Below are 20,236 nucleotides of genomic sequence, written 5' to 3' on the forward strand. Positions count from 1 at the left end.
AAATAAAACATTTTTAAATAAAGTGTGTTTCCTTATTGTTATATAATATGTAAGACTAATATTTTTTAAGAGAGCGTTAATCTATATGAATTGCCCAGTAGAAGATGAAAAACCTGGAGCAGTTCAAAAAGGGTTGACGCTTTTTTATTTGACTTACATTGCAACTAGTTGCTACTGTTCCAAATTCAACTTGCAATATAGTCAGCCTTTCCAACCTACTGAATATATGGATATTATTTTAAGTTATAGCATAGAAAAGTTACTATTTTAAACTCTTTATAAATAAAAGATCAAGTTGAAAATGGTATTTTTTATTTTTACAGAGAGCATTCGAACAGATTAAAACGTTATATTTGAATTTAAAGAGCAATGGCTGCCCACCTTATTGTAAAGATCGTGTAAATTAATTAACAATTCCATTATTCTGATTGAAGCGAAATAGTGGATATGGTAATTTGTAATTGGCATTATGATATCGAATTTCGATATCGGTTTTCGAGAATGAAAAGAGGTTTTAAAATTTGGAGGACAAGATACTACGAAAGCTTTTCTTGGGCTTTATACAAATTCATATTCTTCATCATGCAAAGGAACATCCTGTTTATGGTGCTTGGATGCTGGAAGAACTCCGTGAACATGGGTATGAAATAAGTTCTGGAACACTTTACCCTATTCTACATAGTATGGAAGCGGATGGTCTTTTACAAAAAGAAGAAAGAAATGTAGAAGGGAAAATTAGAAAGTACTATAAAGCTACAAGTAAAGGGGAAGAAGTGCTTATTCAAGCTCGTGCAAAAGCATACGAGTTATTTAAAGAAATAAAAAATTAAAGAAGTAGGTGATGAAATGACTAAATTGAAAATTTGGCTAGAAATATTAATGGTATCTACCAGACTTGGACTTACTTCATTTGGCGGTCCTACTGCACATCTGGGATACTTTCATGAAGAATATATTCGAAGAAGGAAATGGATGGATGAAAAAAGTTATGCTGATTTAGTTGCACTATGCCAATTTCTACCTGGCCCCGCCAGCAGCCAGGTTGGAATTGGATTAGGAGTTATGCGCGGTGGTATAATTGGGGGAATTATTTCATTTCTAGGATTTACACTTCCATCAGTTATCGCTCTCATTATTTTTGCAACTGCTCTCCAAACATTTGGCATTGAGGATGCTGGTTGGATAGATGGGTTAAAAATTGTTGCAGTTGTGGTTGTTGCCCATGCGATTTTAGGAATGGCGAAGAATTTAACTCCTGATATTAAAAGAAAAACAATCGCATTATTTGCCTTAGTTGTTACATTGCTTTGGCAAACTGCATATACTCAGATAGCTGTGATTTTAATAGCAGGTTTTATCGGTTATCTTTTATATCGTGAAGAAGCAAGTAAAGATGAAAAATTAAATGTTTCACTTTTCCCAATATCTAAAAAGTTAGGGTATTTTTGTTTGGCTTTATTCTTTGGATTATTAATTTTCTTGCCGATTTTAAGTAATTTTTCTTCATCTCAGTGGATTACAATGTTTGATAGTTTCTATCGTTCAGGGTCCCTTGTTTTCGGCGGAGGGCATGTAGTATTGCCATTATTGGAACAGGAATTTGTTCCAACTGGTTGGTTAAGTGAGCAAGAATTTCTTGCAGGATATGGTGCTGCGCAGGCCGTACCTGGTCCATTATTTACGTTCGCTACGTATATTGGAGCTGTTGTTGCTGGATGGCAAGGCGGATTATTTGCTACATTTGCGATCTTTCTACCTGCGTTTTTATTAATTTTAGGCACTTTGCCATTTTGGGATGACTTGCGCAGTAATCCTAAAATTAAAGGGGCGTTAATGGGAGTTAATGCTTCTGTAGTAGGTATCTTATTTTCCGCACTATACCATCCAATTTGGACTAGTTCTATTCAGGAATCGATTGATTTCGCCATTGCAGCAATCCTTTTTTGTATGCTTGTGTATTGGAAATTACCTCCTTGGGTTGTCGTATTAGTTGGGGCTATTGCAGGATTTCTTTTCCTATAACATATAGATTGTGAAATTATAATTATTGGAGTGCCAAGCAGGTGTTGATTCAGAAAGGGTCAACACTTTATTTATTGAAGCAACAAATAACAGAAGTTGAGGTAAAGGGAATAAAAAAATATTAATGATTTAGAAAAAATGAACTCAAGATTTTAATTAGAAATAAAGATTAATAGAAAAAGATAATTCAGGTGTAAAAGATTTGGAAAAATGATAAAACTAATAAAGATGTCTTAAAATACTATAAGGATTTTAAAGGGGGCAATTTTAATGGAAGAGAAATATCCAATTGGTAAATTTGAATTTGATGGTGAGATTACTGATAGTGTAATTAAAGAATGGATAAATGAAATTGAACAGTTGCCTAAATTATTACGAGAGGCTGTAAGTGACTTGACTAATGAACAGCTTGATACCCCTTACCGTTCAGGGGGGTGGACTGTTCGACAAGTAGTCCATCATCTTTCAGATAGTCATATGAATGCATATGTTCGCTTTAAATTGGCTCTTACTGAAAAAAATCCTATTATTAAACCGTATGAAGAAGGGGAGTGGGCGAAGCTTCCTGATTACAAATTGCCAATTGATGTCTCATTATCACTGCTTGAATCATTGCACATACGCTGGACAAAACTTCTCCATAGTCTAAATCCTGCTGATATGGAAAGGATATTTATACATCCAGACTCAGGTGAAGTTTCAGTAGGTAAAAATATTGGTATCTACGCTTGGCATGGCCGACATCATCTTGCGCACATTACTGCTTTATGTAGTCGAAAAGGCTGGTAAATAAATCGGTTAGATAGTAAATTTTATTGACTATTTGCTTTAATTTTAAGATTGCTGGCATTGCAGCGGGACTACAATATTTCTCTAGCGACTTGTCCTTTGAATGCGAATTAGTTTTCGACGATTGGATTACATGTGTAATTTGTTGTTTGCTAGATTGTTTTAAGATAGAAGTTTTAGTTAAGGAATGGAATTATCAACAGGCATGCCTATATAAACATGCTCATGGTAATTCCTTTTTATTGTACTGCTTTTAGCTGGGTATATGATGTATATAAAGAGAGCCTTAATTACAGTATGGTTGATTTAACTTAAATAAAGATTTTGCTGGTCAACATGTTCAATGAATAATTTTAATGTTGCTGATTCATTATCCTTTTTCCAGGCCATTGAAGAAGTACAGGAAGTATTGTTTTCAGTCAATTTTAGATAGGTTACTTTATTATTAATATAGTTCATTATGGAAGCAGGTAAGACAGCATTTCCTACACCAGATGCTACTAAAGAAACAATTGTTTGAAGTTCGTTCGCCTGTTGAGATTGTATAGGGCTAAATCCAACTTCATAAAATAGATTTATAATGGCGTCGTAATAACCGTGACCTACATCTCGGTCAGTAAATATAAATGGTTCATTTTTAAAATTTAATAAACTAACAGGTTCTTTCATAGCTGCTAATGGGTGGGTACTTGGGATAGCTATAACAAAAGGTTCACTTCTTAAAGTTTTTAACTTTAATGAAGCAGATTCCACAGGGGGAACCAACATTCCAATATCGATTTCATTATTTTCTAATGCTTGTACCTGTCTTGCAGAAGACATCTGCGTTAAAATGATTTTTATTTTTGGATTAGCTTGTTGGTATGTTTGAATAAGTGTAGGTAGTAGGTCGTATGTAACGGAGCCTGTAAAACCTATAGATAGTTTCCCAAATTCACCTCTTTCAATCTGTTTAGTTTCTTCATAGACTGATTCCAGTTTAAGAACTATTTCTTTAGCTTTTTCTAAAAAATATTTACCAGCATCAGTTAATTCTACTACTCTTTTATTGCGATTAAATAATTTTACACCGATTTCATTTTCTAAAATTTTAATTTGTTGGCTTAAAGGAGGTTGAGATATCTTCAATTTTTCTGCAGCCTTCGTAAAATTTAATTCTTCTGCAACTGCTATAAAATACTGAATTCTGCGAAATTCCACTATGGTTTACCTCCTCACTTATATTTTAAACGTCTTACTAGTATTCAATATATATATTATACAGAGAGTAAAAAATGCTGTAAATTTAATTTTAAGATTATTTTAAATAGTCAATAGATTGCGTTTGGAGGAGGCTTTAAATGAATACTATATTGCTAATTACTATTATTGGCTACATTTTGTTAATGATTGTAGCTGGAACACTTTTAGGTAGGAAAAAAATAAAAAACACTGAAGATTATATGTTAGCAGGCCGTTCATTACCAAACGTAGTGTTGGTCGGTACATTATTAGCTACTTTTGTAGGATCGGGAACGGTAATTGGGGGAGCTAGCTTCATTTATCAACAAGGGCCATTAGCTGGCATCATCTATTTTGCTGGAGTACCTATAGGAATTATTATTTTGTATTTTATTGCTGGAAAAACGTGGTTGATTTCTAAATATACAATTCCACAAATTCTTGAATTAAAATATGGAAAATTAACAAGGACAATTTCCTCAATATTTATCATTCTTGCTTATATTGGAATTGCTTCATACCAATTTACTGGCGGGGGCTACATATTAAATTTGACAACAGGTATTACTGTTGAAGCTGGTACGATTATTACTGCAGTGGTTGTAATTTTCCTAGCAACTATTGGCGGTATGTTTTCAGTTGCCTATACAGACTTTTTAAGTTCATTACTTATTTTAATAGGATTTATTCTAGGATTATTTTACTTAACTACTAACGTTATTAGCTTTGATAGTATAGTAAGTTCATTACCAGAGTCACATTTTAATTGGACTGGAAACTTAACCATTCCACAAATGTTAGGATATTTTTTCCCGTTATTTTTACTAGTTTTAGCAGATCAAAATATGTATCAGCGACTTGCATCAGCAAAAGATACAAAAACTGCAAGACGTTCTACAATAGGTTTCTTCATTTCAGCAATTGTTGTATTTGGTCTTGTTATTTTATTAACAATAGGTTCCTATGCTTTATTTAATGATATAGAACCAGATACAGCTATTCTGCAGCTTGCCTATAACGGAGGACTGCCGGTTATTGTAGGAGCGTTAATTTTAACAGCTGCAGTTTCATTTTTAATAACAACAGGTAATTCTTACTTATTATCAGCAGCTGGAAATATTGCCTATGATATTGTTCAAAGGTTAAAACCCGGAATATCAGATAAGAGTTTACTAAAAATTAATAGATTTTCTGTACTAGGTCTTGGAGTAATCGCCTATGTACTAGGAGCATTCTTCCCGGATGTCCTATCAATTCAAATGTATTCTTATACGATGTATGGTGCTGCTTTAACACCTGCTATATTAGCTAGTTTTCTTTGGAAACGCGCAAACGGACCTGGTGCTTTAGCATCGATTATCACTGGAGGTGTGGCAACTCTTGTTTGGGAGTTAGTTTTAAATAAGCCAATGGGCTGGAATAGTGTTCTAATCGCATTGCCATTGTCTATCATTACACTTGTTGTAGTTAGTTTATTAACACCAAAATATACAGTTCAAATTGAACAAGACAAATAAATCAATTAAAAGGAGAGGTATAATGACTAATCAAAGAGTAAAAAAGCTTCGAGAATTTATGACAGAGAATAATCTTCAAGTTGCAATTGTAATGAGTCCTGACTATCAATTTTATTTAACGGGCTTTCGTGCTTTAATCTATTCAAGACCTATTATATGCTTAATTACTCTTGAACAATGTAGTTTAATAGTACCAGGACTAGAAGAATCTCATGCCAAAGGACATGCTAATGTTGATAGAATTCTGCCATATTATGAACACCCTGAGAAAGCAAACATAGCGAAAACATATTTAGAAGTATTGGAAAAGGAGTTAAAAGCTCAAGAAGTTAGTGCAGTTGGAGTTGACATGAATTTTACACCTGGGAAAATAATTAATGAAATTAAAAATGTTAAGTCAACGGTAATAGATATAAGTGGACAGATAGAAAAAATGAGATCAATAAAAGATAATGAGGAAATAGCAGCAATGATTGAGGCAGGAAAGCTTGTTAATTTAGGTGTTAGTGAAACACTGAAGGCCTGCAAGGTTGGTACCACAGAATTGGAAATAGACGCCATTGGGAATCAAGTTATTTATCGTATAGCATCAGAGAATTATCCAAATGCTACTTTAGATTTACTCGTAATGACTCCTTCTGGACCTGAGCGCAGTATTTTACCACATGTTTATTCTAATACGCGTAAAATTAAGCAAGGTGATGTCATTATTCACACAAGACAAGTCTCGTTAAATGGCTATCGGGCTGAATTAGAACGGACTGTCATTATGGGAGAGCCTACGAAACAACAAGCACATGCATTTTTAGCTATGCAAAAAGCACAGCAAGCTGCATTGGATTTTATTAAACCGGGTGTAAAAGCATCAGAAGTTGATGCTGTTGCAAGGGACATTTTAAGGGAAGAAGGCTACGCAGAATATGCAATACATCGTACGGGGCATGCGATTGGTGTTTCACTTCATGAACCGCCATATCTTTCTTACGATAATGACCTTGTTCTTGAAGAAGGTATGGCATATACAATTGAACCAGGAATTTATATCCCGGGATTGGGTGGATTTAGACACTCTGACACCGTTATCTTGAAAAAGGATGGAAATTTACTAATCACTGATTATCCACGAGACTTAAATGATTTAATTTTTTAAAATATCAACTTGTTAAATATTAAAAATTAGTTTTAATTAATCAAAGTATAAGAAGAAGACCCAAAAGTTTAGCTTCAGAGAATTAATAAGTGAGTAAAAATCTGCACATTTTTTAAAATGTGCAGATTTTTTATCGTGCGCCCGGCATGCGTATGAACTATAGGGTGCAAGTCCCGAACCCCGAAGACAGAAGTAGAGGTTAGCTAAGAGCAAGGGTGTCCGTGGCGACGCGGAATCTGAAGGAAGCTGGAGGCAAAACACCGGTCCGAGGAACACGAATCTCATATAAGGCTAGGTATGATTGAATGAGTTTGCGCTACAAAACAAAGTTCCTTCTGTCGAAGGTCATATCAAGTAAATGAGGCGGATAGATGGTGTGAAAGTGCATGCGCTTACCCGGGGAGGTCTGACAGAAACGTGAAGTACCCTTCATAACCTACTTGGAGACAAGTAGCTGAACTGTCAGAAGTCAGCAGAGGTCATAGTACGAGTAGGTCTAGAATTACTCGGAAGGACTGAACAATTGAGAGAGATTAGCCCTTGGCTTTCCATCTAGAATGAATAAGCACAGAAAACAGAGAAACCTCACGCTTAGAAAGTAGTGGTGAATCCCACGAGGGTATTTGCGGAGGGTGGAGTTCAGATGGGCATAAGAAGATAAGCTAATCACGGAAAGGAACGAAATGGTGATGTTGGATCAAATTCTCGAACGGCAAAACATGATACAAGCGCTAAAGCGAGTTGAAGCGAATAAAGGAAGCCATGGAGTAGATATGATGCCCGTACAAACCTTACGACAGCACATTCTCGAAAATTGGGAAAGCATTAAATCGCAGATTTTGAATGGAACCTATGAACCGCAACCAGTACGTCGAGTCGAAATCCCGAAACCAGATGGTGGTGTGCGTTTACTAGGTATCCCAACCGTGACAGACCGTTTGATTCAACAAGCTATCTCGCAGATTTTATCGAAGGAATATGACAAAACATTTTCGGACCAGAGTTATGGATTCCGTCCAAACAGGAGCGCCCATGACGCCGTTCGGAAAGCAAAGGGTTATATAAAGGAAGGTTATCGATGGGTGATTGATATGGATTTAGAGAAATTCTTCGATAAGGTCAATCATGACCGACTAATGGCAACATTAGCGAAACGAATTTCAGATAAACCTTTATTAAAACTTATTCGTAAATACCTCCAAGCCGGTGTCATGATAAATGGAGTGGTTTCAAGTACAGAAGAAGGAACACCACAAGGTGGACCTTTAAGTCCTTTACTTTCAAACATAGTTCTAGATGAACTCGATAAAGAGTTGGAGGAACGTGGACATAAATTCGTTCGATACGCAGATGATTGTAATATTTATGTGAAAACAGAACGTGCGGGACTAAGAGTAATGGCGAGTGTACAAAGATTTATCGAAGGAAAACTTCGTTTAAAAGTAAACGAAAAGAAATCAGCAGTAGACCGTCCTTGGAATCGGAAGTTCTTAGGTTTTAGTTTCACGAATCATAAAGAACCAAAGGTTCGTCTTGCGAAAACAAGTTTAGTTCGAATGAAGAAGAAAATACGAGAGATTACCTCAAGAAAGATGCCATACTCCATGGAATACAGAATCGAGAAGTTAAACCAATATCTAATGGGGTGGTGTGGTTATTTTGCATTAGCAGATACGAGTTCCATATTCAAATCACTAGATAGCTGGATTAAAAGAAGATTAAGGATGTGTCTATGGAAGAATTGGAAGAAACCTCAAACAAGAGTCAGAAATCTTACTCGGTTGAAAGTTCCTTATGGAAAAGCATACGAGTGGGGAAACACCCGAAAAGGGTACTGGCGCATTTCTAAAAGCCCCATATTACACAGAACCCTCGGCAATTCCTATTGGGAAAGCCAAGGGCTGAAAAGTCTGAAAGTTCGTTACGAAACTTTGCGTTATTCATCTTAATTGAACCGCCGTATACGGAACCGTACGTACGGTGGTGTGAGAGGTCGGGAGTTAATCACTCCCTCCTACTCGATTTTAGTCTAAACTTGTTGACTGGAATGGAAGAGGTGAGTTCAGCAGATACGCTTTAATGCAGAGTAAAACTTGAACTTCTTGATAATGCTATAAAGGTTAAAAATACCATATCTTATGGCAACCCCTTTGTAATCAGTATCCTGTTGACCCGATTTAGCGAAGAAGGAGGCTCAAACTACTCCTACATTCTGTCATAGAAAACTATAGTAAACTTGTGGAAGGTATTGTAAATAGTAATATCAAATAAGATATAATGAAAGTAATCAATTGATTAGGATGAAGGAGAGTTGTAGATGCGTATTTTAGTGTTAGGGGCTGGAGGAATTGGTGGTTATTTTGGCGGACGATTAGTAGAAAAAGGGGAAGATGTTACGTTTCTCGTACGTAGCAGACGCAAAACACAAATCGAGGAAAATGGGTTAAATATCCATAGTATAAATGGAGATTTCTCATGTACCCCTAAATTAATAACAAAAACAGATAATGCAGATTCATTTGATGTCGTGTTATTTTCAACAAAAGCATATCATTTAGAAGAAGCCATCAATGATTTGAAACCATTTGTAGGTGAAAAAACGGTCATTATCCCATTATTAAATGGTGTAGCCCATCTTTCTCCATTACAACAGGAATTCGGTCAGGATAGAGTGATTGGAGGGTTATGCTTTATAGAAACAACACTAAATGAAGGTGGGGACATTGTTCAAACAAGTAAAGCTCATCGACTTCTATTTGGTGAATTTAATCAGACGAAGACGGACCGAGTTGAGAGAATTGCAGAAACATTCAGTGGCACAAAAGCAAGCTTTGTTCTAAGTGACCATATTGTGCAAGATATGTGGCATAAATACTTATTTATTGCGGCTATGTCAGGTGTAACGACACTGATGCGTGCTCCAATCGGACCAATTCGTGAAACCGATGGGGGGCAAGAGTTTATCAAATCATTGCTTGAAGAAATCGCACAGATAATGCGGGCATATGGGGCGCCAGTTGTGGACCATATCGTGGAAGAACATATGAAAACGATGGATAGTCTTTCCTATGATATGAAATCTTCAATGCAACGGGATATGGAAAAAGGTTTACAAATCGAAGGGGAGCATCTACAAGGGTACCTACTAAAATTAGCTACAGAATATAGTGTTGAAACACCATTGTTAAAATCGATATACCAAAATTTAAAGGTATATGAAACGATGCTATCAAAGGGATAAGGGATCTTCGACTTTCTATAAATTAAAGTGGGGGCCGTCAGAGTGGAGACGGCCCCTATGTTACTGTGACCACCGTTTCGTGCCATATATAGTTGCGACATGTAAGGTAGGCAAAAAATATTTATTTGTTAACCTACTTTTTCAGAAGCTAAATAAGCAACTAAAATATAACGTTCAGTGGCGGATGCGAAATCATCAAATGGATAACACGTTGTGACGGTTAGTGTTGCTCTTGGCTTTGGAACGATGACAGTTCGATCATTTTCATCTACAATTCGTACTTTGTAGACAATATATTTAAACTCACCAGCCGAAGTTCGAACAATTAACTCATCTCCTTCACCTATTTCACCAAGTTTTCGAAAAACTGTATCTCGGTGCCCTGAAAGAACGGAATTGTCATTTTCACCAGGCAGTACACTTTCAGCAAAATGCCCAACTCCTCTTGCTAATTCATCTTCATTTGTTCCGTGGTAAATCGGGAGTTTTGCATCTAATTTCGGAATATATAGCTCGCCAATTTCCTCTCCAATTTCTGGACGTGTAGGATATAACGCTTGTCCGGGTTCATTGTTTTTGGACTGTTTCTTATCTATTACTTGCTCACTAAGAGAACCAGTTTTAACAACAATGTTCCCGTTGACAAACTTATAAATATTGACTGTAGAAAAACACGTGCCAAATATAATAACACCTATTGAAAACAAAACAAATACTAATCGTTTTTTATGGTTCTTTTGCCTATTATTGAAGGCTTCCAACTTAAGAAGTCCGAACCTTTCCATACATGAAAATTCCGAGCATTACAATGAATAGACCAAATAGTGCATTCGGTATATAATCAGAAGCTGTTTTAGGAAGCTTTCCACCTTTAACGGTGTGATACTCTTCCGCTAATGTTTGAGTAGTATTAATTTGTTTTTTAGGTTGTACTACAGGTGGTTGTTCAACGGCACTGTCCACAATTTGTTCCCCTAAGTCAGTAACCAGTCCAGAATTAATAAATTCTTCCGTAATTATAAGGTCTCCCAAGAATTGTCCTTCTGAACTGTAAAATGCTACTTTCAAATCAGTACCTTCTAATACTTCCATTTTCATTAAGTCCATTAAAGAGATAGGAGTCTCAATAGCATCATTTACTAAACTATAGGAAGCCTTTAATTGAAGAATTGAAAAGATTTTTTCAAGAATGGACAAACTCATTTCCATTTGCTCTACAGTTGGCTGGCTATTCATATCGCTTTCAAGAGCTATTAGTTCATAGTTTAATTGTTCAAGAAGTTCGAGTGTTTCTGGATTAGAAAAATGATCTTCTAAGGATATTAGATGATTCTCAAATCGTTTCAGCTCTTCATCCGTCAAATCGATTTCTTGAAATAGTGGAAGTAGATCTTCAGTTAGATATTCAAACATGACAGACAGGTCATTCCCAACATATTTCCAAACAGTATTGTCGAGGTCATCAATATATATATAATCGTTGATGTTTTCATCATTTGATTCTAATAAGTTGAATAATTCTTGTTGACTTAAACCATAATTTTCCACAAAGTAATCTAAATTACTATAGTCAGCTTGGATGACTTCGCCTAAGAAATCACTTAGCTGTTCCACAGATTCAAAATCTTCTAGGTTACTCTCATAAATAGCAAGACTATTTACTACATTATCCCTTGTCACATTATATCCTCTTTGATCACTAACATCGGCTAAATAATCAATAAGATTTTGTTCAAAATTCGGATCACGTTCAAACGTGCCATCTTCTGTATAAAAGTAAACCGCTGTATCGAGATCATCTAAGAAAATATAATCACTTAGTTGTTCACCATTTTCTTTTAACAATTGAACGAGACTTTCTTCAGTTAGTTCATATTGCTCGTAAATGGAATCTACGTTACTATAATCAGCTTTAATTATTTCACCAAGAAATTGAGACAACTCTTCAACAGTATTATAGTTTTCAAGACTGTCTTCATAATAGGACAGTGACAATGCTATATCCTCTTTTGTTACTTCAAATCCTCTTTCATTGCTTACTTGTTCTAAGTAGTTTATTAAATCTTGTTCAAAATTAGTGTCTTGTGCAGCCATTGTTATTTGCGGAAATAAGGCAATTAGCAATGAAAATGATAATAAAAATGTACCCAGTTTTTTCATATAATTCTCCAGTTCTATTAATTTTATATTACTAGAGTATTATAATTTGACAACAAAAACTTAACAATATAGAGATAAATTTACCATTTTTGGTTATTTAGATAGAGAGTTTTGGCAGAGTACATTTAACGTTAATCCTCTTTTCATTGAATCATTTAGTGAGCTTTCACTTTTTTGAATAATTATCTTTTAAGATTATTCAATTATAAGAAATTAAATAAGTTCCAATTGTAGTCCATTTTAAGAATGGCAAAATAGTGCAGGTAATTATACGGACATAAAGATTATAAGAGTAACTTGCATCATCGAGTTAATGTATAGGAAATGTTTTACAATTTGTGGTTTTAATTGATAAAATTACTATAGCATTAAATATACATAGAACCTTTAGGACCGGGGGAAGTCTTTTTGAAAAAACACTATTTTTCTTATAGTTTAATATTCATTTTATTAGTAACTATGGTTTCGGGTTGCTCTAATTCCAGTATCGCTACTATTCAAGTTAATTCCAATTCAGAACATATGGAAACGCTTGAAGACTTAAATCTAGGAGTGCTGTTTGATTTTGATTTCAAGCTAAATGAAGCAGACAAAACATGGGTCAATATTTGGATAGAAAAGTACGAGGATGGAAAAAAAGTAGATGAGCCACTTGAACAATTATCATATGGGTTAAGCATAAATAAAGTAGATGAAGGAAATCTTTTATTTGGCATGATAAATCCTGATAAAGAAGTAAGATCTATATTTCTTTCTGCACCAAATGTAAGCACAGGTCCAAAAATAATCGAAAATTTAAAATCTCCTGATTCATTTGAAGCATGGGATTATGCAATTGGAGACGAAAAACTAGAATTAAAATATGGCAAAACTTACTTATTAGCAGTGTATCGACAATCAAAAGGCAGTGAAGTTCGCACAGGATATGATTATCAAAACGAACAAGAACTACAGGATCTAATCAATGAACATAACATTGTTTGTTTATTAAAAATTAAACTAGAAGAGGATAAACAGTACTAGGTTGGAACATTCATTTGGAGGAAAGATAAATGACCATTGCAGTATTAGGAAGTATTTTTTTGTGGATTATTAGTTTGCTAATTTTGTATTTCGTCATTTCTTCAGCAGTAAAGGATGGAATTGATAAATCTGAGGTTGGTCAAATAATAATAAATAAGTATGGTGATAAAGAAAAAATAGTTCCAATTAGTGATGAAGAAATTGAAAAGGAATTGGAAGACGAATTTAAAAAATAGACATTCCCCTAATAATTGAAAAATGAGTAAGTAATAAATCTATTGATCAATTTATATGAAATATTTTTAAGCATTTAATAGATGTTTTTTTAGTTCAACTTCGATTAAAAACTAAAGGGCAAGTATAGTGGATAAAGTGAGGTGTTAAAAGTAGTGTAAATGATATGAAAATCCAATAAACATTACTGTATCAATGTTTATTGGATTTTTAAAAGATAGGTTATGACCCTTCATTGTCGCATTGAGATAATAGAAGATGACATTTTTATTCTTTTAATTGATTAGATAATTCATCTATTGCCATTGAATTTCCAAGAGCTGAATAATCTAACCAAGGTTGGTCTGAAACAACAAAAATTTGGTCTTTTTGCACAGCTTCTAGGGATTGCCATACTGATGACGCCGCTAGTTGATCATATACTTTTTGGGCTTCTTCATCGTTATTTACTACAACAAAAATTATATCAGCATCAAAATCACCAATAACTTCTTTTGAAATTACTTGATAGGGTTCTTCTGTACCCAATTCAACGATACCGTTAGCCGGTTCAAGATCTAAGTCTTCAAAAAGAATCGGTCCCATTGGACGAGCAGTTGAAAATACTCGTAATTCTTTATTAGTTACACGGATCGCCATGGCTGTAGCATTTTCACCAAACTGTTCATCAAGTTTTGCTTTTATTTCTTCTGTTTTCTTCTCATAATCTGAAATAAATTGTTCTGCCTTTTGTTCTTTATTGAAATTTTGACCGAGTAATGTTAAATGATCACGCCAAGTACCTTCATCTAAATCAAATAATTGAACGGGTGCGATATCTTCATAGTCAGCTAAATTTGCTGTTGCAAATTCTTCATCTGCTACAATTACATCTGGCTTAGAAACAAGTAATGCTTCCATATCCACTTCTTTTGCAGGGCCATATTTTACAGCATCTTTTAAGTAAGGTGCGGATTGTGGCAGGAAATCGCCTAATGAGCCACCAACTACGGAGCCGACTGGAATAATATCCAATGCAATTAAATCATTTGTTAAATGAATTGATAAGGAAGCTATACGTTGTTCAGTAGCTGCTTCTGTTGTACTGTCAGATGTCACTTCATTTGTTGTTGTTTCATTTCCACAAGCACCTAAAAATACTGCTAATAGAGTAAAAGATGCAGGCAAGAACCATTTTTTCATATTGTTATACACTCCTATTGTTTTTTAATAATAAAAAAATAAAATAAGGACCTCCAATGAAGGCTACAAATATACCAGCTGGAATTGGATTTGCTTCAAATAACGAACGCCCAATTGTATCGGATAGCAATAAAATAATTGATCCTAGTATGGCAGATAAAGGGAGAGTGAGGCGATAATCACTACCAACTAATTGTCTTGCCAAATGGGGAGCTAGTAGACCTAAAAAACTAATATTACCAACCATGGCAACCGAACCGCTTGAAAGCAAAACGGCTAATAGCAAAGCGTTATTTTTTATGTACTTTACGCTAATTCCAGTTGTTTGGGCAAATTCATCCCCAACCTGTAAAAGGTTTAATGGGTGCGCTAAACGGTATGCAAGCAAACTAAATATAGCAACCCATGGAAGTATAATGGATACATGAATCCAGTCGCGAGCCCAAATGTTTCCAAGTAACCAACTAGCTGCGAAAGAATAAGTTTCATCGCTTAAACGTAATGATAAAAACAATGTAATTGCATTAAACAGTGCTGATACTGCAATACCAATTAAAATCAATTTATTAGTATTAATGGTGCGATTTTTAGACTTTGCTAAGTAAACAATCAAAATAGCAGCCAAAATACCACCGATAAAAGCAAAGAATGGTATTAACATTTCAGCATATAAAAAGGATTGACTAAAAAAGCTCATAAATATAATTAGCCCAAATGAAGCACCTGCATGGAGACCTAATAAGCCAGTATCCGCTAAATGATTGCCAGTATAAGATTGTAGTAATGATCCAGCCACTGCTATACCAGCACCACCAACTAAGGCTATTAAAATACGTGGCAATCGATACTCAAACAATACGAGTATACTATTATCGCTGCCATGACCAACTAAAGTATTGGCCACTTCTAATAAAGAAAGATGGTAGCTTCCTAAGTTGATTGAAAAGAGAAATGTTAGAAAAACCAATAATAAAGTGACTAATATGTATAAAAGTAATGAGTTTCTTCTCTTTGGTGCCACTTAAATTCCCTCCATTTTCTTTGCAACAATTAGAAAGAATGGCACACCTATAAAGGCAATTAAAATTCCTAATGCAAGTTCTTTCGGTGCAAAAATTATACGGGCTAATAAATCAGCCATTACTACAAGTGTACTCCCCAATAAAGCACTTGCAGGGATAATCCAGCGATAATCATGTCCAACAAATTTACGTGCAACATGAGGAATAATTAGACCAACAAAACTAATTGATCCTGCAACTGCAACTCCGGCACCACCAAGCAAAACTACAAGTCCCATACTTGAAAATAATAAAAACCTAATATTAATACCTAAACTTGATGCCATTTCTTGCCCTGCACCAATAATGGTTAATTGCTTACCCAGTAAGATTGCAACAAAAACTGCTATTATAACAATAGTAATAAATATTGGAAGCTGTCCCCATGTAACTCCTGCAACACCCCCTGCATACCAAAATGCCAAATCTTGATTTAAATCAAAAAAAATGGCAATACCAGAACTAATTGCATGCAAAAATGCAGCAATTACTGCTCCGGCTATTGTAAAAGTCAATGGGGATAAATTGCCACGAGCTACGAGACCGATTGAAAAAACAAGGATAGTTGATAGAGTTGCTCCAACGAAAGAAAAGAACGTAAGCCATCCGTATGAAATTGCAGGATAGAACGCAAAACAGATTGTCACAAACAGTACACCACCACCATTGATTCCTAAGATACCAATATCAGCTAGTGAATTACGTGTTACAGCCTGAATAATTGATCCAGCCACTGCAAATGCCATCCCGACAAATGCTGCACCTAAAACCCTAGGTAAACGAATTTCATAAATAATTTGGTGCAGATTATTATTAGCATCAAAATGAAAAATCGATGTCCACATTGTCATAAAGGATATATCTTTAGCTCCTAAACTAATTGCTAATATTATAGAAGCTAAGCTTCCGAGAAAAAGTAGAATTATCGTACGCCATTTGTGCCAAGTTGTCATATATTCACCTCTTATAGACTAGTGTTATAGGATAGACAAATTGGCTTTCCTGTGTACGGGTCTTTACTGATGACGGCATCAATTTGAAAGACGTGCTTTAAATTAGTTGTCGTCATGACTTCTTCAACCGTTCCAGCTTTTATGATTTGCCCAGAATTCATCGAAATCATGTAATCTGAAAAACGCGCTGCCAAATTTAGATCATGTAACACCATAACAATTGTACGATTTTCTTCTTCATTCAATTGTTTAAGAAATTTCATTAGCTCAAGTTGGTGTGCCAAGTCTAAATAGGTTGTTGGTTCATCTAAATAAATAATATCTGTTTGTTGGGCTAATGCTAAGGCAATCCAAACACGTTGGCGCTGTCCACCCGAGAGAGAATCAACAGTAGCGTTTTCTACGTCGTTTAACTTTGTTTTTGAAATAGCCCAGTCTATAATTTCTCGGTCTTGAGAACTTAATATCCCAAAGTTTCCCTGATGAGGATATCGACCGTAAGCAACAAGTTCACGTACAGTTATTTGAGCAGGTGTAATTTGTGACTGAGGAAGTAAAGCCATTTTTTTCGCCAATTCCTTTGTCTTATATGAGTTCAACGCTTGACCATCTAATAAAATTTGCCCCTTTGAATACGGTAATATTTTTGTTAAAGCTTTTAGCAAAGTTGATTTGCCACAACCATTTGGTCCGATAATGGTTGATATACTTTTATCTGGGATATGTAACAATAGGTCTTTAAGAATGATTTTTTTATCATACTTCACCTCTATTGTATTTGCAGAAACTCGGAACATTTGCTTATCTCCTCTATATGATAATAATTATCATTATCAATTAGTGATTCTATTCTACTTTAATTCAAAAGTCAACGCAACTTCTAAATAAAGATTATAAAATATAGCCCGTTTAATATTTGGAATGGATATTTATGTTAAAAAGTGAGCGGGATTATGAAATAATATTAATTAAAAGCGCTGTACAAAGAGTTGCGCGGGAGAGAATATTAGAAGTCTAATAATATGATGAAAATGGAGGACTAGTATTGAATACGAACGAAAAGGCACTGGAACTATTTGAAAAAAATGAATATGAGGCAGCCATTAAGCTATTTCACGAGGCGGTCGAAGAATCAAGAAATATTCAGTCTCTTAATAATCTTGCTTGGATTTATTTCTATGAAGAAGAAAATGATGAAAAAGCCCTTGAATTAATTAAAGAAGTTATTAACATGAATCCAGCCTCGTATTTCCCTTATAACTTATTAGGAGAGATTTACATTGGACAAGAAAAATGGAACTTAGCTTCAAGTGCCTTAATGAAATCCCTTTCAATCCAACCATCTAATGAAGCATATCATAATTTAGCTGTAGTAAAGTATAAGCTAGGTGACGTAAAGGAAGCTTCAGACCTTTTCCTGCGTGTTGCAGGAGATTCAGATGTTGTAATGTATGCTCATGTTAAATGTCTGATTGACCTTGGTTTGAAAACAGAGGCGAGAAAGAAGCTAAATGCGTTTAATGTAGAAGCAGATGATTATGTAGGAGACATCGAGGTTGCGGATTTATATGTGGAATTAGAGTGTTTTACAGAAGCCACCTATTGGTTTGAAAAAGGCTATAATGATTACGCCAAAATGCCTGATTGGATCAGTAGGTTTATTTATGCACTGTATAAAACAAACAATATTCAACGAATTCATGAAGTAATAGATAATGTTATTCATCAAAAAGACAAAGAAATCAAAGAAACTTATGAAGAAGAATGTGATGAAGATTGGACGGAAAAAGATAAAGAGGAATATCTTGAACGGTTATTTGCGGAGAAAAGCAACTATGAAAATATGGCTGAGCGAATATTAACTGGATATATCCCCGAGATAGATTTTGAGCCTATAACAACTGGAGCCTGTTATTTGTTTGGATGTAAACGGCATAATCATCCTGAATACAAAGAGTAAACAGAGTAATTGATGATTTAGGAATTATAATGTCAAAAGTGGATTGATTGTGAAGGAAGACTATACAGTTATGTGAGAAGAGCTAGGACAGAAAATGTTCTAGCTCTTTATAAACAGTTGAATTGTCAGGGGGGATGTTTAATGCCAAAATTAATAGGTTATAATATTAATAGTTATATTAAAAAAGAAACTAGGTGACCTATTGAAAGCATATATTCTAAAATTTTCATTCCAGCACATTCAGCCAGAAGTTTGGCGTCGAGTGATTATACCTGCAGGTGCTACATTTAATCGATTACACGAAACGATTCAGTATGTAACAAACTTTCAGAGTGAATTAGAGCCCTATCATAGCTTCGGAATTGAAATTGAAGACATTTTTATTACTAACAATGAAGAGTTTCTAAAAGAATATAAAACACAATTGTTTAAAGGTTTAAAGGTAAAACAGCCAGCTCGAATTAAAATCGATCAATATATAGAAAAGCATGGTGAATTCTTATATAACTATGATTTTGGGGATGGCTGGTATATTCAAATAGTACTGGAAGATATAGTAGATGACTATTATTTTGGATATCCAACACTTATTGCAGGGGAAGGTATAGCACCACCTGAGGATGTTGGTGGTCCACGAGGATATGAAGAGTTTCTAAAAATTTATCATAATCCTTTCCATCCAGAGTATTTATCGACATATGCATGGGCGGAATCCATGCATTATTTCCTACTTGATATTGATAATGCTAACGAACTATTGAAGCATGTAAAATTTAAGAAAACAGAATGGGAGCATATTGATCATGAAAATTATTATGTGCTCTTAGATAAATACCGCGGCTCAGATTTTGTAGATGTAGAAGCTCTCCATAATAAAGACTTAATTATTCAATATGCAGTCGCGTGTACAAATTTATATGGGGTAATAGAATACCCAATGTTTCTAAAAATATATAATTCACAAAATAAATCATCCTTATCGAGTAAGGAACTGCGGGCATTAATTACAACTTCGGAGTATAAAAAACAATTAGAAAAACAATTTGTGTTTGTGCAACAACAAGCATTTGTCCACGAGGCGATAGAATATCTTGGGGGTTACAAAGCCTTTTTAAGAGGAGTGAGTGGGAAGCCATGCTACGTACCTGCAAAAGAGGAATTATTACGTTATACAGATGAACTATACTACGAAAAGACAATCCATCAAGAAAAATTAAAAAAGATGTTAGCGAAAGACTTTTTTGGCGGCAGTACATTAATGGCTCAAGAAGAGATTGATGAGCTAGTTGATGAATTACAATCAACAGACGCAGATTTTAATGGCATTGTAAAACGATTTTTAGTACGCTATGAATTTAATGATGTAAAGCAAGCAAACGAATATCTTCAAGTCATCATGAAAATTGCAAACACAACACGTATTTGGGAAAACCGTGGCCATACACCAGAAGAACTCTCAAGAAGACCTAAACCAATTGTAGACGCATCACCATCAATACCACTTCAAGTAATCAACGGTGGAAAAGTAGGCCGAAACGAACCATGCCCATGCGGCAGCGGGAAAAAATACAAGAAATGCTGCGGAAAATAAGTGCTTAGGCACCCAAACAATTGAAAATATTCGTATCGTTTGAAATTACCTATAATAATTTCCTAAGAACGCCCTTTCAAATGAAGGGGGACGCTTTGGGAAGTGGGATGAATGTTTTTTTGAATATACAAT

18 protein-coding genes are annotated in these 20,236 nt (G+C 34.8%); 11 read left to right on the plus strand and 7 right to left on the minus strand.

The window, feature by feature from the left end; all coding sequences use genetic code 11:
* Positions 1 to 521 precede the first annotated feature (521 nt).
* The 3 genes from MKY04_RS04890 to MKY04_RS04900 all read left to right on the plus strand — a co-directional run bounded on the left by MKY04_RS04890 (position 522) and on the right by MKY04_RS04900 (position 2,811).
* Positions 522 to 830 carry a PadR family transcriptional regulator gene (locus MKY04_RS04890; protein WP_126293678.1) on the plus strand — a complete coding sequence of 103 codons (309 nt, stop codon included), beginning with the start codon at positions 522 to 524 and terminating at the stop codon, positions 828 to 830.
* A 16-nt stretch (positions 831 to 846) separates the two neighbouring features.
* A complete protein-coding gene (locus tag MKY04_RS04895; RefSeq protein ID WP_346235441.1) occupies positions 847 to 2,022 on the plus strand; it encodes a chromate transporter in 1,176 nt (391 codons plus the stop codon).
* A gap of 270 nt (positions 2,023 to 2,292) precedes the next feature.
* A complete protein-coding gene (locus MKY04_RS04900) occupies positions 2,293 to 2,811 on the plus strand; it encodes a YfiT family bacillithiol transferase (protein WP_346235442.1) in 519 nt (172 codons plus the stop codon).
* A 306-nt stretch (positions 2,812 to 3,117) separates the two neighbouring features.
* Here the strand turns inward: MKY04_RS04900 and MKY04_RS04905 are convergent, their stop codons facing one another.
* On the minus strand, positions 3,118 to 4,011 hold the full coding sequence (locus MKY04_RS04905; RefSeq protein WP_346235443.1) for a LysR family transcriptional regulator: 894 nt from the start codon (positions 4,009 to 4,011) through the stop codon (positions 3,118 to 3,120).
* 140 nt (positions 4,012 to 4,151) lie between these two features.
* On the opposite strand from MKY04_RS04905, the gene MKY04_RS04910 reads away from it, so the two are divergent.
* The 4 genes from MKY04_RS04910 (at position 4,152) to panE (ending at position 9,940) form a co-directional block, all read left to right on the plus strand.
* Positions 4,152 to 5,549: a sodium:solute symporter family protein gene (locus MKY04_RS04910; RefSeq protein WP_346235444.1), complete on the plus strand. Its 1,398-nt coding sequence runs from the start codon at positions 4,152 to 4,154 to the stop codon at positions 5,547 to 5,549.
* Positions 5,550 to 5,571: 22 nt separating this feature from the next.
* On the plus strand, positions 5,572 to 6,699 hold the full coding sequence (locus MKY04_RS04915; protein ID WP_346235445.1) for a Xaa-Pro peptidase family protein: 1,128 nt from the start codon (positions 5,572 to 5,574) through the stop codon (positions 6,697 to 6,699).
* A gap of 686 nt (positions 6,700 to 7,385) precedes the next feature.
* Positions 7,386 to 8,648 (plus strand): group II intron reverse transcriptase/maturase, encoded by a 1,263-nt coding sequence (ltrA, locus tag MKY04_RS04920; RefSeq protein WP_346235866.1) that lies wholly within the window; start codon positions 7,386 to 7,388, stop codon positions 8,646 to 8,648.
* 368 nt (positions 8,649 to 9,016) lie between these two features.
* A complete protein-coding gene (gene panE, locus MKY04_RS04925) occupies positions 9,017 to 9,940 on the plus strand; it encodes a 2-dehydropantoate 2-reductase (RefSeq protein ID WP_126293674.1) in 924 nt (307 codons plus the stop codon).
* Between the two features lie 128 nt (positions 9,941 to 10,068).
* On the opposite strand, the gene MKY04_RS04930 is transcribed toward panE, so the two are convergent.
* Positions 10,069 to 10,725, minus strand: a complete 657-nt coding sequence (locus tag MKY04_RS04930; RefSeq protein ID WP_126293673.1) for a class D sortase — start codon at positions 10,723 to 10,725, stop codon at positions 10,069 to 10,071.
* Complete coding sequence (locus MKY04_RS04935; RefSeq protein ID WP_126293672.1) at positions 10,703 to 12,100, minus strand: processed acidic surface protein; 1,398 nt, start codon at positions 12,098 to 12,100, stop codon at positions 10,703 to 10,705. The genes MKY04_RS04930 and MKY04_RS04935 overlap by 23 nt, the downstream gene beginning before the upstream one ends.
* Positions 12,101 to 12,508: 408 nt before the next feature.
* Between MKY04_RS04935 and MKY04_RS04940 the strand changes: the two genes are divergently transcribed.
* A complete protein-coding gene (locus tag MKY04_RS04940; RefSeq protein ID WP_126293671.1) occupies positions 12,509 to 13,123 on the plus strand; it encodes a hypothetical protein in 615 nt (204 codons plus the stop codon).
* Between the two features lie 29 nt (positions 13,124 to 13,152).
* The gene (locus MKY04_RS04945; RefSeq protein WP_126293670.1) at positions 13,153 to 13,359 is read left to right on the plus strand and encodes a hypothetical protein; all 207 of its coding nucleotides are present in this window, start codon (positions 13,153 to 13,155) and stop codon (positions 13,357 to 13,359) included.
* Between the two features lie 265 nt (positions 13,360 to 13,624).
* On the opposite strand, the gene MKY04_RS04950 is transcribed toward MKY04_RS04945, so the two are convergent.
* The 4 genes from MKY04_RS04950 to MKY04_RS04965 are packed head-to-tail and all read right to left on the minus strand — an operon-like array spanning position 13,625 to position 17,350.
* A complete protein-coding gene (locus tag MKY04_RS04950; RefSeq protein WP_346235446.1) occupies positions 13,625 to 14,539 on the minus strand; it encodes an ABC transporter substrate-binding protein in 915 nt (304 codons plus the stop codon).
* A gap of 4 nt (positions 14,540 to 14,543) precedes the next feature.
* Positions 14,544 to 15,560 carry a FecCD family ABC transporter permease gene (locus MKY04_RS04955; protein WP_126293668.1) on the minus strand — a complete coding sequence of 339 codons (1,017 nt, stop codon included), beginning with the start codon at positions 15,558 to 15,560 and terminating at the stop codon, positions 14,544 to 14,546.
* Entirely contained in the window at positions 15,561 to 16,553 is a 993-nt protein-coding gene (locus MKY04_RS04960) for an iron ABC transporter permease (RefSeq protein WP_346235447.1), read from the minus strand. It abuts the gene before it with no gap.
* Between the two features lie 11 nt (positions 16,554 to 16,564).
* Complete coding sequence (locus tag MKY04_RS04965) at positions 16,565 to 17,350, minus strand: ABC transporter ATP-binding protein (protein WP_126293666.1); 786 nt, start codon at positions 17,348 to 17,350, stop codon at positions 16,565 to 16,567.
* A 248-nt stretch (positions 17,351 to 17,598) separates the two neighbouring features.
* Here MKY04_RS04965 and MKY04_RS04970 point away from each other — a divergent pair, with 248 nt between their 5' ends.
* Positions 17,599 to 18,513 carry a tetratricopeptide repeat protein gene (locus tag MKY04_RS04970; protein WP_126293665.1) on the plus strand — a complete coding sequence of 305 codons (915 nt, stop codon included), beginning with the start codon at positions 17,599 to 17,601 and terminating at the stop codon, positions 18,511 to 18,513.
* Positions 18,514 to 18,715: 202 nt separating this feature from the next.
* On the plus strand, positions 18,716 to 20,104 hold the full coding sequence (locus MKY04_RS04975) for a plasmid pRiA4b ORF-3 family protein (protein ID WP_126293733.1): 1,389 nt from the start codon (positions 18,716 to 18,718) through the stop codon (positions 20,102 to 20,104).
* Positions 20,105 to 20,236 lie beyond the last annotated feature (132 nt).

Origin of the sequence: Lysinibacillus telephonicus (assembly GCF_039654155.1) — a bacterium.
GTDB classification, from domain to species: domain Bacteria; phylum Bacillota; class Bacilli; order Bacillales_A; family Planococcaceae; genus Ureibacillus; species Ureibacillus telephonicus.

Coding starts and splice junctions, on each gene's coding strand:
- MKY04_RS04915 (WP_346235445.1), top strand. CDS start 5,572: ATGACTAATCAAAGAGTAAAAAAGCTTCGAGAATTTATGACAGAGAAT.
- MKY04_RS04930 (WP_126293673.1), bottom strand. CDS start 10,725: ATGGAAAGGTTCGGACTTCTTAAGTTGGAAGCCTTCAATAATAGGCAA.
- panE (WP_126293674.1), top strand. CDS start 9,017: ATGCGTATTTTAGTGTTAGGGGCTGGAGGAATTGGTGGTTATTTTGGC.
- MKY04_RS04900 (WP_346235442.1), top strand. CDS start 2,293: ATGGAAGAGAAATATCCAATTGGTAAATTTGAATTTGATGGTGAGATT.
- MKY04_RS04895 (WP_346235441.1), top strand. CDS start 847: ATGACTAAATTGAAAATTTGGCTAGAAATATTAATGGTATCTACCAGA.
- MKY04_RS04965 (WP_126293666.1), bottom strand. CDS start 17,350: ATGTTCCGAGTTTCTGCAAATACAATAGAGGTGAAGTATGATAAAAAA.
- MKY04_RS04950 (WP_346235446.1), bottom strand. CDS start 14,539: ATGAAAAAATGGTTCTTGCCTGCATCTTTTACTCTATTAGCAGTATTT.
- MKY04_RS04945 (WP_126293670.1), top strand. CDS start 13,153: ATGACCATTGCAGTATTAGGAAGTATTTTTTTGTGGATTATTAGTTTG.
- MKY04_RS04960 (WP_346235447.1), bottom strand. CDS start 16,553: ATGACAACTTGGCACAAATGGCGTACGATAATTCTACTTTTTCTCGGA.
- MKY04_RS04910 (WP_346235444.1), top strand. CDS start 4,152: ATGAATACTATATTGCTAATTACTATTATTGGCTACATTTTGTTAATG.
- MKY04_RS04935 (WP_126293672.1), bottom strand. CDS start 12,100: ATGAAAAAACTGGGTACATTTTTATTATCATTTTCATTGCTAATTGCC.